The sequence below is a fragment of the Klebsiella sp. F11 genome, assembly GCF_056712265.1.
This window is the reverse complement of the sequence record NZ_CM160060.1, coordinates 4,283,667-4,300,177: the sequence shown is the minus strand read 5'-3', so window position 1 is coordinate 4,300,177 and position 16,511 is coordinate 4,283,667. Positions and strand designations below refer to the sequence as shown.

The 16,511-nt window shown below is 57.2% G+C and carries 13 protein-coding genes; 5 read left to right on the top strand and 8 right to left on the bottom strand.

Annotated elements, in window-relative coordinates; genetic code table 11:
* Window positions 1-63 precede the first annotated feature (63 nt).
* The 4 genes from htpG (at window position 64) to AC1M2H_RS21155 (ending at window position 5,232) form a co-directional block, all read left to right on the top strand.
* On the top strand, window positions 64-1,938 hold the full coding sequence (gene htpG, locus AC1M2H_RS21170) for a molecular chaperone HtpG (RefSeq protein WP_480148939.1): 1,875 nt from the start codon (window positions 64-66) through the stop codon (window positions 1,936-1,938).
* Window positions 1,939-2,129: 191 nt separating this feature from the next.
* Window positions 2,130-2,774: an adenylate kinase gene (gene adk / locus AC1M2H_RS21165; protein WP_480148938.1), complete on the top strand. Its 645-nt coding sequence runs from the start codon at window positions 2,130-2,132 to the stop codon at window positions 2,772-2,774.
* A 127-nt stretch (window positions 2,775-2,901) separates the two neighbouring features.
* Window positions 2,902-3,864 (top strand): ferrochelatase, encoded by a 963-nt coding sequence (gene hemH, locus AC1M2H_RS21160; protein ID WP_480148937.1) that lies wholly within the window; start codon window positions 2,902-2,904, stop codon window positions 3,862-3,864.
* 63 nt (window positions 3,865-3,927) lie between these two features.
* The gene (locus AC1M2H_RS21155; protein WP_480148936.1) at window positions 3,928-5,232 is read left to right on the top strand and encodes an inosine/guanosine kinase; all 1,305 of its coding nucleotides are present in this window, start codon (window positions 3,928-3,930) and stop codon (window positions 5,230-5,232) included.
* Between the two features lie 80 nt (window positions 5,233-5,312).
* Here AC1M2H_RS21155 and ybaL read toward each other — a convergent pair whose 3' ends face one another.
* On the bottom strand, window positions 5,313-6,989 hold the full coding sequence (gene ybaL / locus AC1M2H_RS21150) for a YbaL family putative K(+) efflux transporter (RefSeq protein ID WP_480148935.1): 1,677 nt from the start codon (window positions 6,987-6,989) through the stop codon (window positions 5,313-5,315).
* A gap of 232 nt (window positions 6,990-7,221) precedes the next feature.
* Window positions 7,222-8,442, bottom strand: a complete 1,221-nt coding sequence (locus tag AC1M2H_RS21145) for an MFS transporter (protein WP_480148934.1) — start codon at window positions 8,440-8,442, stop codon at window positions 7,222-7,224.
* Window positions 8,443-8,605: 163 nt separating this feature from the next.
* On the opposite strand from AC1M2H_RS21145, the gene ushA reads away from it, so the two are divergent.
* The gene (gene ushA, locus AC1M2H_RS21140) at window positions 8,606-10,258 is read left to right on the top strand and encodes a bifunctional UDP-sugar hydrolase/5'-nucleotidase UshA (protein ID WP_480148933.1); all 1,653 of its coding nucleotides are present in this window, start codon (window positions 8,606-8,608) and stop codon (window positions 10,256-10,258) included.
* Window positions 10,259-10,323: 65 nt separating this feature from the next.
* On the opposite strand, the gene ybaK is transcribed toward ushA, so the two are convergent.
* From ybaK to AC1M2H_RS21110, 6 genes are all read right to left on the bottom strand, one after another.
* Complete coding sequence (gene ybaK, locus AC1M2H_RS21135) at window positions 10,324-10,803, bottom strand: Cys-tRNA(Pro)/Cys-tRNA(Cys) deacylase YbaK (RefSeq protein WP_480148932.1); 480 nt, start codon at window positions 10,801-10,803, stop codon at window positions 10,324-10,326.
* 201 nt (window positions 10,804-11,004) lie between these two features.
* A complete protein-coding gene (locus tag AC1M2H_RS21130) occupies window positions 11,005-11,799 on the bottom strand; it encodes a TraB/GumN family protein (RefSeq protein ID WP_480148931.1) in 795 nt (264 codons plus the stop codon).
* A gap of 143 nt (window positions 11,800-11,942) precedes the next feature.
* Window positions 11,943-14,444, bottom strand: a complete 2,502-nt coding sequence (gene copA, locus AC1M2H_RS21125; RefSeq protein ID WP_480148930.1) for a copper-exporting P-type ATPase CopA — start codon at window positions 14,442-14,444, stop codon at window positions 11,943-11,945.
* 423 nt (window positions 14,445-14,867) lie between these two features.
* Window positions 14,868-15,215: a DUF1493 family protein gene (locus tag AC1M2H_RS21120; RefSeq protein WP_480148929.1), complete on the bottom strand. Its 348-nt coding sequence runs from the start codon at window positions 15,213-15,215 to the stop codon at window positions 14,868-14,870.
* Window positions 15,200-15,649 (bottom strand): STM2901 family protein, encoded by a 450-nt coding sequence (locus AC1M2H_RS21115; protein ID WP_480148928.1) that lies wholly within the window; start codon window positions 15,647-15,649, stop codon window positions 15,200-15,202. Before AC1M2H_RS21115 ends, AC1M2H_RS21120 begins: the two co-directional genes overlap by 16 nt.
* Before the next feature lie 11 nt (window positions 15,650-15,660).
* Window positions 15,661-16,143, bottom strand: a complete 483-nt coding sequence (locus tag AC1M2H_RS21110) for an Hcp family type VI secretion system effector (protein WP_480148927.1) — start codon at window positions 16,141-16,143, stop codon at window positions 15,661-15,663.
* Window positions 16,144-16,511 lie beyond the last annotated feature (368 nt).

Here is a 16,511-nt window from a genome sequence, read left to right as displayed (position 1 = left end):
GTCCCCATCTCACACTCAACGGTTTTTTTACCATTAAACATGGCATTGTTGAGGTTAAGCTAGATGAAAGGACAAGAAACTCGCGGTTTTCAGTCAGAGGTAAAACAGCTTCTGCACCTGATGATCCACTCTCTCTATTCCAATAAAGAAATCTTCCTGCGCGAGCTTATTTCCAACGCCTCCGATGCGGCCGACAAGCTGCGCTTTCGCGCGCTGTCGCAGCCGGATCTCTACGAGGGCGACGGTGAGCTGCGCGTGCGGGTCTCTTTTAACAAAGACGACCGCACTCTGACCATCGCCGACAACGGCATCGGGATGAATCGTGAGGAGGTTATCGATCATCTTGGGACGATTGCCAAATCCGGCACCAAATCGTTCCTCGAATCGATGGGCTCCGATCAGGCCAAAGATAGCCAGCTAATTGGCCAGTTTGGCGTCGGCTTCTACTCCGCGTTTATCGTTGCCGACAAGGTGACGGTACGTACGCGCGCCGCGGGCGATAGCGCCGAAAACGGCGTGTTCTGGGAGTCCGCCGGCGAAGGCGACTACACCGTTGCCGATATCACCAAGGCCGATCGCGGAACCGAGATCACCCTGCATCTGCGCGAAGGCGAGGATGATTTCCTCAACGACTGGCGCGTACGCTCAATCATCGGCAAATACTCCGACCATATCGCGCTGCCGGTAGAGATTGAAAAACAGGAAGAAGTTGACGGCGAAACCGTTATCTCCTGGGAGAAAATCAACAAGGCGCAGGCGCTGTGGACCCGCAATAAGTCAGAAATTAAAGACGACGAATACCACGAGTTCTATAAGCATATTGCCCACGACTATAGCGATCCGCTGACCTGGAGCCACAACCGCGTCGAAGGCAAGCAGGAGTACACCAGCCTGCTATACATCCCGTCCCAGGCGCCGTGGGACATGTGGAACCGCGATCACAAACACGGCCTGAAGCTGTACGTTCAGCGCGTCTTCATCATGGACGACGCCGAGCAGTTCATGCCTAACTACCTGCGCTTCGTCCGCGGCCTCGTTGATTCCAACGACCTGCCGCTGAACGTCTCGCGCGAAATCCTCCAGGACAGCAGCGTCACCCGCAACCTGCGCAGCGCGCTGAGCAAGCGCGTGCTGCAGATGCTGGAAAAGCTGGCGAAAGACGATGGCGAAAAATATCAGACCTTCTGGCAGCAATTCGGCCTGGCGCTGAAAGAGGGCCCGGCGGAAGACGCCGCGAACCAGCAGACCATCGCTAAGCTGCTGCGCTTCGCCAGTACGCATACCGACTCCGCCGCGCAGACCGTGTCGCTGGAAGAGTATGTCTCGCGCATGAAAGAAGGGCAGGAGAAGATTTACTACATCACCGCCGACAGCTATGCCGCCGCGAAGAGCAGCCCGCACCTCGAGCTGCTGCGTAAGAAAGGTATCGAAGTGCTGCTGCTCTCTGACCGCATCGACGAGTGGATGATGAGCTATCTGACCGAGTTCGATGGCAAGGCGTTCCAGTCGGTGGCTAAAACCGACGAGTCGCTGGATAAGCTGGCGGACGAAGTTGATGAAAGCACCAAAGAGGCCGAAAAGGCGCTGGAGCCGTTCGTTGACCGCGTGAAAACTCTGCTGGGCGAGCGGGTGAAAGAGGTCCGTCTGACCCATCGTCTGACCGATACGCCGGCCATCGTCACCACCGATGCGGACGAAATGAGCACCCAGATGGCGAAGCTGTTTGCCGCTGCGGGCCAGTCGGCGCCGGAAGTGAAGTACATTTTTGAGCTGAACCCGGCTCATCAGCTGGTTAAGCGCGCTGCGGATACCCAAGATGATGCCCAGTTTGGCGAATGGGTTGAGCTGCTGCTCGATCAGGCGCTGCTGGCCGAGCGCGGTACGCTGGAAGATCCTAACCAGTTTATCCGTCGCATGAACCAGCTGCTGGCATCGTAATTCCCGCCCTCCATCCTCTCTCCCGAAACGGGGGAGGGGATTTACCCCAACCTTGTGAAATACCCTCTTCAGTCAAAATAAACTGCCCATTAACCGTTTCAGCCGTTCTGCCTTCCTTGAGCCATCTGCGTTCTGGTGGTATGGTTTAGCGTTTTTGAAAAATAGAATCGACTTTTGAGGGGATTTTCGTAATGCGTATTATTCTGCTTGGCGCTCCGGGCGCGGGTAAAGGAACTCAGGCTCAGTTCATCATGGAGAAATACGGTATTCCGCAAATCTCTACCGGTGATATGCTGCGCGCGGCTGTGAAATCTGGCTCTGAGCTGGGTAAGCAAGCTAAAGACATTATGGACGCCGGCAAGCTGGTGACCGATGAGCTGGTGATTGCGCTGGTGAAAGAGCGTATTACTCAGGAAGATTGCCGCAACGGTTTCCTGCTCGACGGCTTCCCGCGCACCATTCCCCAGGCTGATGCCATGAAAGAAGCGGGCATCGCCGTTGACTACGTTCTTGAGTTTGACGTGCCGGACGAACTGATCGTCGATCGCATCATCGGCCGCCGCGTCCACGCCGCTTCCGGCCGCGTTTACCACATCAAATTCAACCCGCCGAAGGTTGAAGGTAAAGACGACGTGACCGGCGAAGAGCTGACTACCCGTAAAGACGATCAGGAAGAGACCGTGCGTAAGCGCCTGGTGGAATACCATCAGATGACCGCGCCGCTGATCGGCTACTACCAGAAAGAAGCGCAGGCGGGCAACACCCAATACGCCAAAGTTGACGGCACCAAAGCCGTGGCTGAAGTTCGCGTTGAGCTGGAAAAAATCCTCGGTTAATTCCGTTCGTTCTCATCCCGTTTTGGCGGGATGAGAACACCTCTCATTCTACCTTTTTCTATGATTGGTTCCGTTTAGCGCCATTTCAGCTACAATTGGCTGCGATTCAAATGGTTAAGAGGCGGTAATGCATCAGACGAAAACAGGTATCTTGCTGGCCAATTTAGGCACTCCCGATGCGCCCACCCCCGACGCGGTGAAGCGCTATCTGCGACAATTTCTGAGCGATAAACGGGTCGTGGATACGCCTCGTCTGCTGTGGTGGCCGCTGCTGCGCGGCGTCATCCTCCCCCTGCGCTCACCAAGGGTGGCGAAGCTTTACCAGTCGGTATGGATGGAAGAGGGGTCGCCGCTGATGGTCTACAGCCGTCAGCAGCAGCAGGCGCTGGCCGCGCGTCTGCCTGAAACGCCGGTGGCGCTGGGGATGAGCTACGGCTCGCCGTCGCTTGAAAGCGCGGTGGATGAGCTGCTGAGCCAGGACGTTGACCATATCGTGGTGCTGTCGCTTTATCCGCAGTACTCCTGCTCCACCGTGGCGGCGGTCTGGGATGAGCTGGCGCGGATCCTCGGCAAAAAGCGTGCGATCCCCGGAATCTCCTTTATCCGCGATTACGCCGACGACGCGGGCTATATTGCCGCGCTCGCCGCCAGCGTTCGCGCGTCGTTTGCCGAACACGGCGAGCCGGACGTGCTGCTGCTCTCTTATCACGGCATTCCGCAGCGCTACGCCCGCGAAGGGGACGACTACCCGCAGCGCTGCCGCGACACCACCCGGGAGCTGGTCTCCGCGCTGGATCTCCCTCCCGAGCGGGTGATGATGACCTACCAGTCGCGCTTTGGCCGCGAGCCGTGGCTGACTCCGTACACCGACGAAACGCTGAAAATGCTGGGCGAGAAGGGCGTGAAGCACGTCCAGGTTCTCTGCCCCGGGTTTTCCGCCGATTGCCTGGAGACGCTGGAAGAAATCGCCGTGCAGAACCGCGAGTTCTTCCTCGAGGCCGGCGGGCAGAAGTATGAGTATATTCCTGCTCTCAACGCCGACGCGGCGCATATTGAGATGATGGTTAACCTGACGGCAGCGTATCGCTAATCGCGCGCGGCGCGGGGAGTATGCTACTATTCCCCGCCTGTTCACTGCCACTAAATCGCCACTATGAAATTTCCCGGTAAACGCAAATCTAAACACTACTTTCCCGTTAATGCCCGCGATCCGCTGCTGCAGCAAATACAGCCGGAAAATGAGTCCAATATTGCGTGGGTGGTCGGCATCGATCAGACGCTGGTGGATATCGAAGCGAAAGTGGATGAGGCGTTTATTGCGCGCTACGGCCTCAGCGCCGGCCATTCGCTGGTGATTGAAGATGATATCGCCGAGGCGCTTTATCAGGATCTGCTGAGTCACGATCTGATCACCCACCAGTTTGCCGGTGGCACTATCGGCAATACCATGCACAACTATTCGGTACTGGCGGACGATCGCTCGGTGCTGCTCGGCGTGATGTGCAGCAATATCGACATCGGCGGCTACGCCTATCGCTATCTTTGTAATACCTCCAGCCGTACCGATCTTAACTACCTTCAGGGCGTGGACGGGGCGATTGGCCGCTGCTTCACCCTGATCGGCGACTCCGGCGAGCGCACCTTCGCCATCAGCCCTGGGCACATGAATAAGCTGCGTCCGGAAAGTATTCCGGAAGAGGTGATTGCCGGCGCTTCAGCGCTGGTCCTGACCTCCTATCTGGTGCGCTGCAAGCCCGGCGAACCGATGCCGGACGCCACGATGAAAGCGATTGAATACGCCAAAAAACACGACGTGCCGGTGGTGCTGACGCTGGGTACCAAATACGTGATTGCCGACAACCCGCAGTGGTGGCAAACCTTCCTGAAGGACAATGTCTCGATCCTGGCGATGAACGAAGAAGAGGCCGAGGCGCTGACCGGGTTTGCCGATCCGCTGCTGGCCTCGGATAAGGCGCTGGAGTGGGTGGATCTGGTGCTATGTACCGCCGGGCCTGCGGGCCTGTATATGGCTGGCTTCACCGAAGACGAGGCGAAACGTAAAACCCAGCATCCGCTGCTGCCGGGGGCTATTGCCGAATTTAATCAGTATGAGTTCAGCCGCGCGATGCGCCATCAGGATTGTCAAAACCCGCTGCGTATCTACTCGCACATTGCCCCATACATGGGCGGGCCGGAGAAAATCATGAATACCAACGGCGCCGGCGACGGCGCGCTGGCGGCGCTGCTGCACGATATTACGGCGAATAACTACCATCGTAACAACGTCCCCAACTCCAGCAAGCACAGGTGTAGGTGGCTGACCTACTCCTCGCTGGCGCAGGTGTGCAAATACGCGAACCGCGTCAGCTATCAGGTGCTGAATCAGCACTCGCCGCGTTTAACCCGCGGGCTGCCGGAACGTGAAGACAGCCTCGAAGAGGCGTACTGGGACCGCTAGGCGCGCTTCCCTCGCCGCAGGGGGGAGGGAAACCGTTTGACAGGAGTCCGCCCTCCGCCGAGGCGAGAGGGCGGCGGAGCTTAGCCGGTGACCACTTCTCCCGCCGGCGGCGTTTCCAGCAGCAGCAGCATGGCGCGGGCGATTTCCCGCTCGCCCATCACCACCTGGTTCGCGCCGCGTTCGATAATATAGTCCACTTCGTCATCGTAGTGCGCGCGGGCGATAATCTCGATATTCGGGCATTTCTCACGCGCCGAGGCGACGATTTCTCCCGCCTCGTAGCCGTTGGGGATGGTCAGCAGCAGCCAGCGGGCGCAGTCCAGATGCGCCAGGTTCATAATCTCTTCGTTTGCCGCGTTGCCCAGCACCGCGCGGATGCCGCGCTCGCGCAGTTCGTCCACGCGGGTGCGCGAGGTTTCGATAACCACCAGCGGAATACCCTGGGCCATCAGCTTCTCGCCGAGCAGGCTGCCGACGCGGCCGAAGCCCACCAGCAGCGCGTGGTTGCAGATATCGACCGGAATTTGCTTCTCTTCTTCCAGCACCTCTTCGAGGGTTTGCTCGTCGAGAGTTTCGGTTTTATCGAGGTATTTTTCCAGCAGCGCGAACAGCACCGGGTTGAGCATAATGGAGATAATCGCCCCGGCCAGCACCAGGTTTTGCCCGGCCTGCGGCAGCAGATCCAGCGCCATGCCGAGCCCGGCGAGGATAAAGGCGAACTCACCGATTTGCGCCAGGCTGGCGGCGATGGTCAGCGCGGTGCGCGGGGAGTGGCCGAACATCCGCACGAGGAAGAAGGCCACCACCGACTTACCGAAGATGATAATCGCCAGCGTTGCCAGCACCGCCAGCGGCTGCTCCAGCAGGATCATCGGGTCGAACAGCATGCCGACGGAAACAAAGAACAGCACCGCGAACGCGTCGCGAAGCGGCAGCGTATCGTGAGCGGCGCGGTGGCTGAGCTCGGATTCGTTCAGCACCATGCCGGCGAAAAATGCGCCGAGGGCGAAGGAGACATCAAACAGCTCAACCGCGCCGAAGGCAATCCCCAGCGCCAGCGCCAGCACCGAAAGCGTGAACAGCTCCCGCGAACCGGTGGCGGCGCTGCGCGACATAATCCACGGCACCAGGCGGCGGCCAACCAGCATCATAATGGCGATAAAGGCGATAACTTTACCGATGGTGATGCCCATATCCACGGCCAGCGACGCCAGGCCGACGTCGCCTCTCTCCGTCATTCCGGCGACGGCGGGCAGCAGCACCAGCGTCAGCACCATCACTAAATCTTCGACGATTAGCCAGCCGATGGCGATTTGCCCTCGCTGACTATCAATAAGCTGGCGTTCCTCCAGCGCGCGCAGCAGCACCACTGTACTGGCGGTAGAGAGACACAGACCAAAAACGATACCGGTCATCAGCGACCAGCCGAGCATTGCGGAAAGCGCCATACCTAGCAGCGTCGCCACGCCTATCTGGGCAATCGCGCCGGGAATGGCGATCGACTTTACCGCCATTAAATCTTTTAAAGAGAAATGCAGACCGACGCCGAACATCAGCAAAATGACCCCAAGCTCGGCCAGCTCTGGCGCCAGTTTGGTATCCGCAACAAAACCCGGGGTAAAGGGGCCGGAGAGTACGCCCGCTAATAAATAGCCCACCAGTGGAGAAATACGTAGCTTATTGGCAATCATGCCAAAGATAAAAGCGAGGACCAGCCCGCCGACAATGGTGGTGATAAGCGGTGTTGCGTGGTGCATTCCGTCTCCTTGCGTGTGGTGAGCCCATCCATTTTCGGTATTTAACCAAAAACCGAGTAATAGTTTATGACAGTTTTAGCGGTTTTGTTTATGAATAATTGTTGAATTATGCAGAAAAACGGAATCAGGCAGCGAAAAAGCACAGATCGGAAAACAGCAGCAGGTAATCCGGGGGAGCACTGATAGAGTAAGGGGTTACGGCAGCCAAACTTTCACTTTGGCTGCCGTATAATCACGCTTTTTGGTGATTGTTAGGGAGGAATATCGTCAATATACCCAGCAGAGGCAGGAAAGCGCAGATTTTATAGACCAGCTCGATGTTGGTGTGATCCGCCAGCAGCCCCAGCACCGCGGCTCCCAGGCCGCCCATGCCAAATGCAAAGCCGAAGAACAGGCCGGAAACCATGCCAATTCGACCCGGTAACAGCTCCTGGGCGTAAACCAGAATGGCAGAAAACGCCGATGCGAGGATAAAACCAATAATCATGGTCAGAATCCCCGTCCATTCGAGGGTTGCGTAGGGTAAAATAAGGGTAAACGGCGCCACGCCGAGGATCGAGCCCCAAATCACGTATTTCCGCCCAATTTTATCACCGACAGGCCCGCCAATCACCGTTCCTGCGGCAACCGCGAACAGGAAGATAAACAGATGAATCTGCGCGTTTTGCACCGATAAGCCAAACTTATCCATCAGATAAAAGGTGTAGTAGCTGCTAATGCTCGCCATATAGAAGTATTTCGAGAAAATAAGCATCAGCAGGATGCTGACCGCCAGAATAACCTTGTTTTTGGGCAGCGGATTGGCAATGACGGCCTTCGGCTTACCCTTGTTCATCCGATGCTGCGCGGCGTACCAGCGGCTAATTTGCGACAGCACGACGATAGCCAGCAGTGCGGCGAGCACGAACCAGGCGACGTTGCCTTTGCCGTAAGGGGCAATGATAACCGCCGCCAGCAGCGGGCCCAGCGAGCTGCCAAAGTTTCCGCCCACCTGGAACAGCGACTGGGCCAGGCCGTGGCGTCCGCCGGAGGCCATGCGCGCCACGCGGGAGGATTCCGGATGGAAGACCGAGGAGCCGGTACCGACCAGCGCGGCGGCCAGCAGCACCGTACCGAAGCTTCCCGCCAGCGCCAGCAGCACCAGCCCGCAGAGGGTAAAGCACATGCCGACGGGCAGCGACCACGGCATCGGATGCTTATCGGTTAGATAGCCTACCACCGGCTGCAGGAGCGAAGAAGCGAGCTGGAAGGTGAGGGTGATCATGCCGATCTGCACGAAGGTGAGGGAAAACTCCGATTGCAGCAGCGGGTAGATCGCCAGGATCAGCGACTGGATCATATCGTTCAGCAGGTGGGAAAGGCTGATGGCTCCCAGAATGCCAAACGAGGTGCGCGCTTTTTGCGGCGGCGCAGCCGGGCCGGATAGGGGTTGAGCGGTCTGATTCATTGCCATAGATTCACTTAAAGGTTCTTATTAGAGGATGCAGGTAGAATTATTATCTGACTAACATACCTGCGCCTAAGGTTTGAAGGAAGCCGCAATTCTGAAAACATATTTGTCTAATCGCTTAACTCGCTATACTTTCGGCACTTGTTATTAAATCAGGGAGAGAAATATGCAATTTGTGAAACGCGGCGTGGCGCTGGCGCTATTGGCGGCGCTATCGCTGGGAAGCCTGTCTGCGCAGGCCTATGAGCAGGATAAAACCTACAAAATCACCATTCTGCATACCAACGATCATCACGGACATTTCTGGCGCAGCGATTACGGCGAATATGGTCTTTCGGCGCAAAAAACGCTGGTGGACGGTATTCGTAAAGAGGTGGCCGCCGAGGGCGGCAGCGTGCTGCTGTTATCCGGCGGGGATATTAATACCGGCGTTCCGGAGTCTGATTTACAGGATGCGGAACCCGATTTTCGCGGCATGAACCTGATTGGCTACGACGCGATGGCGGTAGGCAACCATGAGTTTGATAATCCGCTCAGCGTGCTGCGCCAGCAGGAGAAGTGGGCTAAATTCCCGTTCCTGTCGGCCAATATTTACCAGAAAAGCACCGGCGAGCGCCTGTTTAAGCCCTGGGCGCTATTTAAGCGCGGCGGGCTGAATATCGCGGTGATTGGCCTGACGACGGACGACACCGCCAAAATTGGCAACCCGGAGTACTTCACCGATATTGAATTCCGCAAGCCGGCGGAAGAGGCGAAGCTGGTTATTCAGGAGCTGCAGCAGAATGAAAAGCCGGACGTGATTCTGGCCACCACCCATATGGGCCACTACGACAACGGCGAGCACGGTTCGAATGCGCCGGGCGACGTGGAGATGGCGCGCAGTCTGCCCGCCGGCGCGCTGGCGATGATCGTCGGCGGCCATTCGCAGGACCCGGTATGCATGGCGGCGGAGAATAAAAAGCAGGTGGATTACGTTCCCGGTACGCCGTGCGCGCCGGACAAGCAAAACGGCATCTGGATCGTCCAGGTGCATGAGTGGGGCAAATACGTGGGCCGCGCGGATTTTGAATTCCGCAACGGCGAAATGAAGCTGGTGCACTATCAGCTGATCCCGGTCAACCTGAAGAAAAAGGTGACCTACGACAACGGCCAGAGCGAACGCGTGCTCTACACGCCGCAGATCCCGGAAAACGCGCAGATGCTATCGCTGCTGACGCCGTTCCAGAACAAGGGCAAAGCGCAGCTGCAGGTGAAAATCGGCAGCGTCAACGGCCATCTTGAGGGCGATCGCAGCAAGGTGCGCTTCGTGCAGACCAACATGGGGCAGCTGCTGCTGGCGGCGCAGATGGCGCGCAGCGGCGCCGACTTTGCGGTGATGAGCGGCGGCGGCATCCGCGACTCCATCGAAGCCGGAGATATTACCTATAAAGACGTGATGAAGGTGCAGCCCTTCGGCAACGTGCTGGTGTATATCGATATGAACGGCCAGGAGGTGACGGAGTATCTCACCGCCGTGGCGCAGATGAAGCCCGATTCCGGAGCCTATCCGCAGTTCGCCAACGTCAGCTTTGTGGCGAAAAACGGCAAGCTGAATGATTTGAAAATCAAAGGTCAGCCGGTCGATCCGACGAAAACCTACCGCATGGCGACCCTGAGCTTTAACGGCACCGGCGGCGACGGCTATCCGCATATCGACGCTAAGCCAGGCTACGTCAATACCGGCTTCATCGACGCCGAAGTGCTGAAAGAGTATATCCAGAAGAACTCCCCGCTGGACGCGGCGGCGTTTGAGCCGAAAGGCGAGGTGAGCTGGCAGTAACGGAGCCGCGCCGCTCGCCGGGTTGTGGCTTTGGCCCGGTCAGCGGCGCGAGGCGGCTGGAGAGATTAATCGCGGCGGGCGATATCGGCGAACGTCGCATCCAGGATTTTCGCCAGATCGCTGGCCGCCAGCTCGATATCCAGCCCGCGTCTGCCGCCTGAGATATACATGGTGGCAAACTCCTGCGCCGGGGCGTCAATCACCGTCGGCAGACGCTTTTTCTGCCCAAGCGGGCTGATGCCGCCGACCAGATAGCCGGTGACCCGCTGCGCCACCATCGGGTCGGCCATATCCACTTTCTTCGCGCCCAGCGCTTTGGCCACTTTTTTCAAATCCAGCTGGCCGGCAACCGGCGTCACCGCCACGGCCAGATGCTTCATATCCCCGTTTATCGCCACCAGCAGCGTCTTATAAACCTGATCCGCATTCAGTCCCAGTTTACGCACCACTTCGTCGCCGAAGTTGGTTTCGCTGGGATCGTGATCGTAGCTGTGGATCTTAAAAGGGATGTTGTTTTTTTCGAGTAATTTAACGGCGGGAGTCATCGTTATCCTTCTTACCAACCGATCTAATGTGCGTTAAGCATACGCCTGATGATTGTGTAAAAAATAGTACCATCTTGCGCAATAGTATTGGCAGTGATGGTCACTTTGAGCGACAATCGAACGATCCGAGGTGCAAATCTCGGGATAATAATAATGATGAAATTCCTCTTTGACGGGCCAATAGAAATATTGGCCATTTTTTTACGTCAGCATATCAGGCAGGTTCCCTTCACCGTATAAATGCAGCGCGCCGACGGCGACAACGTAGCGCCCCGGCGGCAGGGCCAGCAGCGTTTCGCGCCAGGCGAGGTTGCGCTGATGCATCAGCACATCGTACAGCGACTGGCTGAAGGTCGTGGGCAGCGAGGCGGCCCCAGTTGCCGGCGGCTGCTCCAGCCACCAGCCGATCATCACCTGCAGCAGACGGGCGTTGGTGCGCCAGTGGGTCAGGGTGTCCTCCAGCAGCGCCAGCCCGCCGTCGGGCAAATCGCGCAGCAGCGCTATCTGGCTATCGGTCCCCTCCAGCTCCATCACCCGTACGCGGTGCTCGCGCGCCGCCATCAGCAGCTGGTAATCGATCCCATAATCCGGACGCAGCCCCAGCTTTTGCGCCTGGGTCGCCTGCAGCGCCATAGCAACCTGCCATAGCGGCTGGCTGTCGAAAAGGGCGGTTGCCAGCCCCAGCTCCGCGGCGCGGGCCTCCAGCTCGGCTATTTGGTCGGCGCTCAGGCGCTCGGCCAGCGGCGGATAGGCGGGGAGGTTGCTGAAGGGCGTCTCGTTACCGGTAATGTCGGCTTCGACAATCAGCGCATCGGCCTGGCGGATTTTTTTCAGCAGCCTCGCCGGCGGCGGCGACATATCGCGGGTGCCCATATGAATGCTGCCGACGAGATGCAGATAGCGACCGCCGGGGAGGGTAACGTCCAGCGCCGGCCAGGAATAAGACGAGCCAAAGGCGGCTCGCCACAGCATTTTTATTCGGTTTAACAGGCCCATACGCGCTCCGCAATGTGAAGAACTCATGCTAGCGCGCGCGGCCAGAGGGCGCAAGCGTGGGCGGGAGGATAAGCGTGCGCTAGCCCGGACAGGGCGTGGTGCCGCTATCCGGGAAGGCTTCAGGTTCGGGTCCGCGTGAGAGTTTACTCTTTTGGTTTAAAGCGCAGCAGGCGGTTGGCGTTGCTCACCACGGTTATCGAGGAGAGCGCCATCGCCGCCCCGGCAACCACCGGGTTGAGCAGCGTACCGGTGAGCGGCCAGAGGATCCCGGCGGCAATCGGAATGCCCAGCGAGTTATAGACAAAGGCGCCCAGCAGGTTCTGCTTCATATTACGCAGCGTGGCTTTTGAGATGGCCAGCGCGTCGGCGACGCCGTTCAGGCTGTGGCGCATCAGGGTAATCGCCGCCGTTTCAATGGCGACGTCGCTGCCGCCGCCCATCGCAATGCCGACATCGGCCTGCGCCAGCGCCGGGGCGTCGTTAATGCCGTCGCCGACCATCGCGACCTGGTGCCCCTGGCTTTGCAGGCGCTTGATGGCATCAGCTTTACCGTCCGGAAGGACGCCGGCAATCACCTCGTCGATACCGGCTTCTTTGGCGATAGCGTTGGCCGTAACCGGGTTATCCCCGGTGAGCATCACCAGACGGTAGCCCTGGCGATGCAGGCGGGCCAGCGCCGCCACGCTGTCGCCGCGCAGCGGATCGCGAATGGCGATCAGCGCCGCAACCTCGCCGTCGACCGCCAGCAGCACCGGCGTGGCGCCCTGCGCGGCCTGAGCGTTGAGGTCGCTTTCCGCCGCGTCGGTGGCAATATTTTGCTCGTTGAGCAGCGCCTGATTGCCGAGCAGGAGACGATGGCCGTCGGCTTCGCCGCTTACCCCCAGTCCGCGCAGGGTGCGGAAGTTGCCGACCACCGGCAGCGCGCTTTCCGTCGCTTTGTCGAGGATCGCCCGCGCCAGAGGGTGGCTGGAGCCCTGTTCCAGCGCGGCGGCCAGGCGTAAAGCGCTCGCCTCATCGATAGCCGTAAAGGTTTTTACCGCCACAACCTGCGGTCTCCCTTCGGTCAGGGTACCGGTTTTATCGAACACGACGGTATCCAGCTGGCTGGCGCGCTGTAGCGCATCGGCGTCGCGCACCAGCACGCCGTACTCCGCCGCCCGGCCAACGCCGGAAATAATCGACATCGGCGTTGCCAGTCCCAGCGCGCACGGGCAGGCGATAATCAGCACCGTGGTGGCGATGATCAGGGTATAGACGATTTGCGGCGCCGGGCCGAAGAAGTACCAGATGGCCGCGCTGAACAGCGCGATGGCCACCACCGCCGGGACGAAGACCGCGGAGATTCTATCCGCCAGCTGGCCGATTTCCGGCTTACTGCTCTGCGCCTGGCGCACCATGCGGATAATTCGCGCCAGCGTGGTCTGACTGCCCACGGCGCTGGCGGTAAACAGCACGCTGCCGTCCTGTACTACCGTCCCGGCGTGCAGGGGATCTCCGCCGCTTTTCTGCTGCGGGATCGGTTCGCCGGTCAGCATGGCTTCATCAAGCCAGGCCTCGCCCTGGGCGATGGTGCCGTCAACCGGCACCCGGTCGCCGGTGGTCAGACGCAGGGTCATACCGGGATGAACCTCCGCCAGCGGTACGTTCTTTTCGCCCTCAGGCGTGACTACGCGCGCCGACAGCGGCGTCAGGTCGAGCAGTTTTTCCAGCGCCCGCGAAGAGCGCTGCCGGGCGCGGGCTTCCAGCATATGGCCGAGGTTAATCAGGCCGATAATCATGGCGCTGGCTTCATAATAGAGGTGGCGGGCTTCCATCGGGAACCACTGCGGCCACAGGTTGACGCTCATTGAGTAGAGCCAGGCGACCCCGGTACCCAGCGCCACCAGCGTATCCATGGTGGCGGTGCCGTTTCTCAGGCTTTTCCAGGCGCTACGGTAGAAGTGGCCGCCGGCAAAGACCATTACCGCCAGGGTGACAAGCCCGATAGCCAGCCACAGCGAACGGTTGTCGTCGGTGACCATCATGTTGTCACCGAACATTCCCCACACCATTACCGGCACGCCCACCAGCAGGGCGACGATCGCCTGCCAGCGGAAGCGTTTCATGGTGGCGATGGCGGTTTCCTGCTGGCGTTCGCGGCGCTCCAGATCGTCTTCAATAGCCTCTGCGCCGTAGCCTGCGTTCTCCACCGCCTGCACTAATTCTGCGGCGGACGCGCTGCCCATGACCAGCGCAGTGCGTTCCGCCAGATTTACCCGCGCCTGCGCGACGCCCGGTACCGCGGCAAGCGCCTTCTGTACCCGGGAAACGCAGCTGGCGCAGCTCATGCCGTTGATCAGTAGCTGTTGGCTGTCATCGCCGTCATGGGCTGTCGGAAGCTGAGGAAGGGCCGCTGTCAGTGCTTCCGACGGGAGTATTGAGTCCGCCAGCGGTTTAGCCTTTGGGTGGCTGAGCTCCGCACCGTATCCGGCTTTCTGAATCGTATCGATGAGCGCTTCGGCGCTGGCGCTGCCGGTGACGTGCGCTTCGGTGGTGGTGACGTCCGCCTGTTCAACGTCAGGACGCTGCTCCAGGCTCTCTTTTACCCGTTTGACGCAGTGGCCGCAGGTGAGGCCATCGAGCGTCAGGTCGATGGTTTGTGACATAACAAACTCCTTATTATGTGGATTAGCCAACTGTGGTAAAGGTTAAACCTTCCAGCAAGGGGAAGGTCAAGGCGTTTATTGTGTCGGGTCGGTTTCAGTACTCCAGCGCGATAGCGCCCGAATACTTGAACCCCGAAAAACGGCCGTAGACTTCAGTTCAGGTCATTCTGTTTTCGAGTTCAATGTTAAGATCGACGTCTATTTTTCTTTTTTAATCGTGAGTCGTTACGGCATTGATACTGTTTTTATGCTTAATATTGCTGGTATTACTTCGCTAAAACGGATGCTGGACTGACAGCCACAAAATGAGCCAGGGGAATTGGCCGGCACGTAAGGACATCTAAAGTGGAATTCCAGATATTCTGATTCAGCTGGCGTGATTAACCCTCCTCGCACGGGGAGTTATTTGCAGTGATGTCTTATTCAGTCGTACAGCCATTTACCCGCTTTGGCTGATTCGGCAAACATTCTTATGGTTAAAGGCTTGCGGGCTCTCTCAATATCCTCGCGCTTAGCCTTAAACCACCGCGTTAGTCGCGGCGTGTTTTCCCATGGAAAATAAGATGACCATTTGACAGCAGATAGATCGACATTAAACCGATCCTCAAATTTATGCAAAGCATCGTGGAGGTCGTCGCCGGGAGCATCAAACAAATCATCGTCGAGCTCCAAAGGAATCTCGTTCCAGCCGCCGTCTAAATATCCTGAGATCTCTTTCCTGAAAAGCGCCAGCACCTCTTCCGATATGGGATCCATCAAAAGGATGTCCACCGTATACGATGCTTCGGGCGGGCTATGAGGTTGTATTTTTCCTGAGTTTTTCTTGCTGTCTGGTAAATTGAATTTACAAGACCTATCCAACCTAACCAGGGAATATAGCGAGCGATAACCGCAGCAAGGTTATTCGTTTTACGCATTCTCACGCCGACGGGTGTAGGAACTCTGATGCCAAATGGCGTTCGGGCATTTCTCAAAATTATTCTCCCGTATCTGGAAACAACACTCGTGCCTTTTATCGCTTCTCCGGGTTTAGCCCTGGTTTTTAACCACGGTTGACCAGCAAGAATAGCGGCACCTGACTCAATGGCGATCCCCAGTTCATCACAAAATTGTTCGAGGAAAATAACATCGAAAAGTTCGCCTGGCGACAGGTTAGCTTGTCCGTGGTAGAAGTAGGTTCCGTTCAGTTCTTCTGTCGTATCCATTCTATCACCTATTATGCCGTCTGCCGTTCGTTCCAGGAATCCGTGAATATTATGTTTCCATCACAATGCTTCCTGGTAATCTTTTCATATCGTAACTCAATAGATTCCAGGTGGTTATTATTTTTATCTTCTGGAGATGCCATCGTCGGGGATATGGATACGATCCTTACGCCTTCGAGTAACATGTTGAAATATTCTACTTCCTGACCAGCATTGTCGATTTTATACCATTTTATCTCAGCAGATTTTAGGTTCTGACCTGTGGCAACTGCTTTATATAAGTATGGGCTTGAGTAGTCGAACTCTTTTACAATGATCATCGGTGAGTGTTGACGGGTGCCGGTAGGTTTTCCGGTGGCATTGTCGGTAGGAATTGAGAGGTTGTGGTGAAACCCTTTAAACTCGATGCTGGATTCCCTTTTCATGACATCACAACCGCCTTTGATTAATGCACCACCATCATCATAGAGCCACATATTACCTGGAATGGACATGTTCTTTCTCCCTTATGGTTTTGTAAAATCCTGCAGGAAGTATATATATTGAGTAGGGAGAGTAAATGGCTAATATGTAATTTTTTGGCTTTTTTTTAGTTGGAACTCTTAATCCCTGTTTAAAACTATCCGTAATGTTCTGTTTTTCTCGGAATTATCATCTATTAATAAATAGGGGTTATATTGGGTATTGGGTTATACACTGTATCGATGAATGAACTATTACAATGAGATACTAAATCATCATGACGGTGAAGAGCAATTTCAGCGCCGGGATACCCCATGAGCTTTCATTTGGAAACTTTTTGTTTTTTAATTTATTGTTATTCATTTGAGATTCCAGCAAGGGGAAACGCATTTTTATAAAA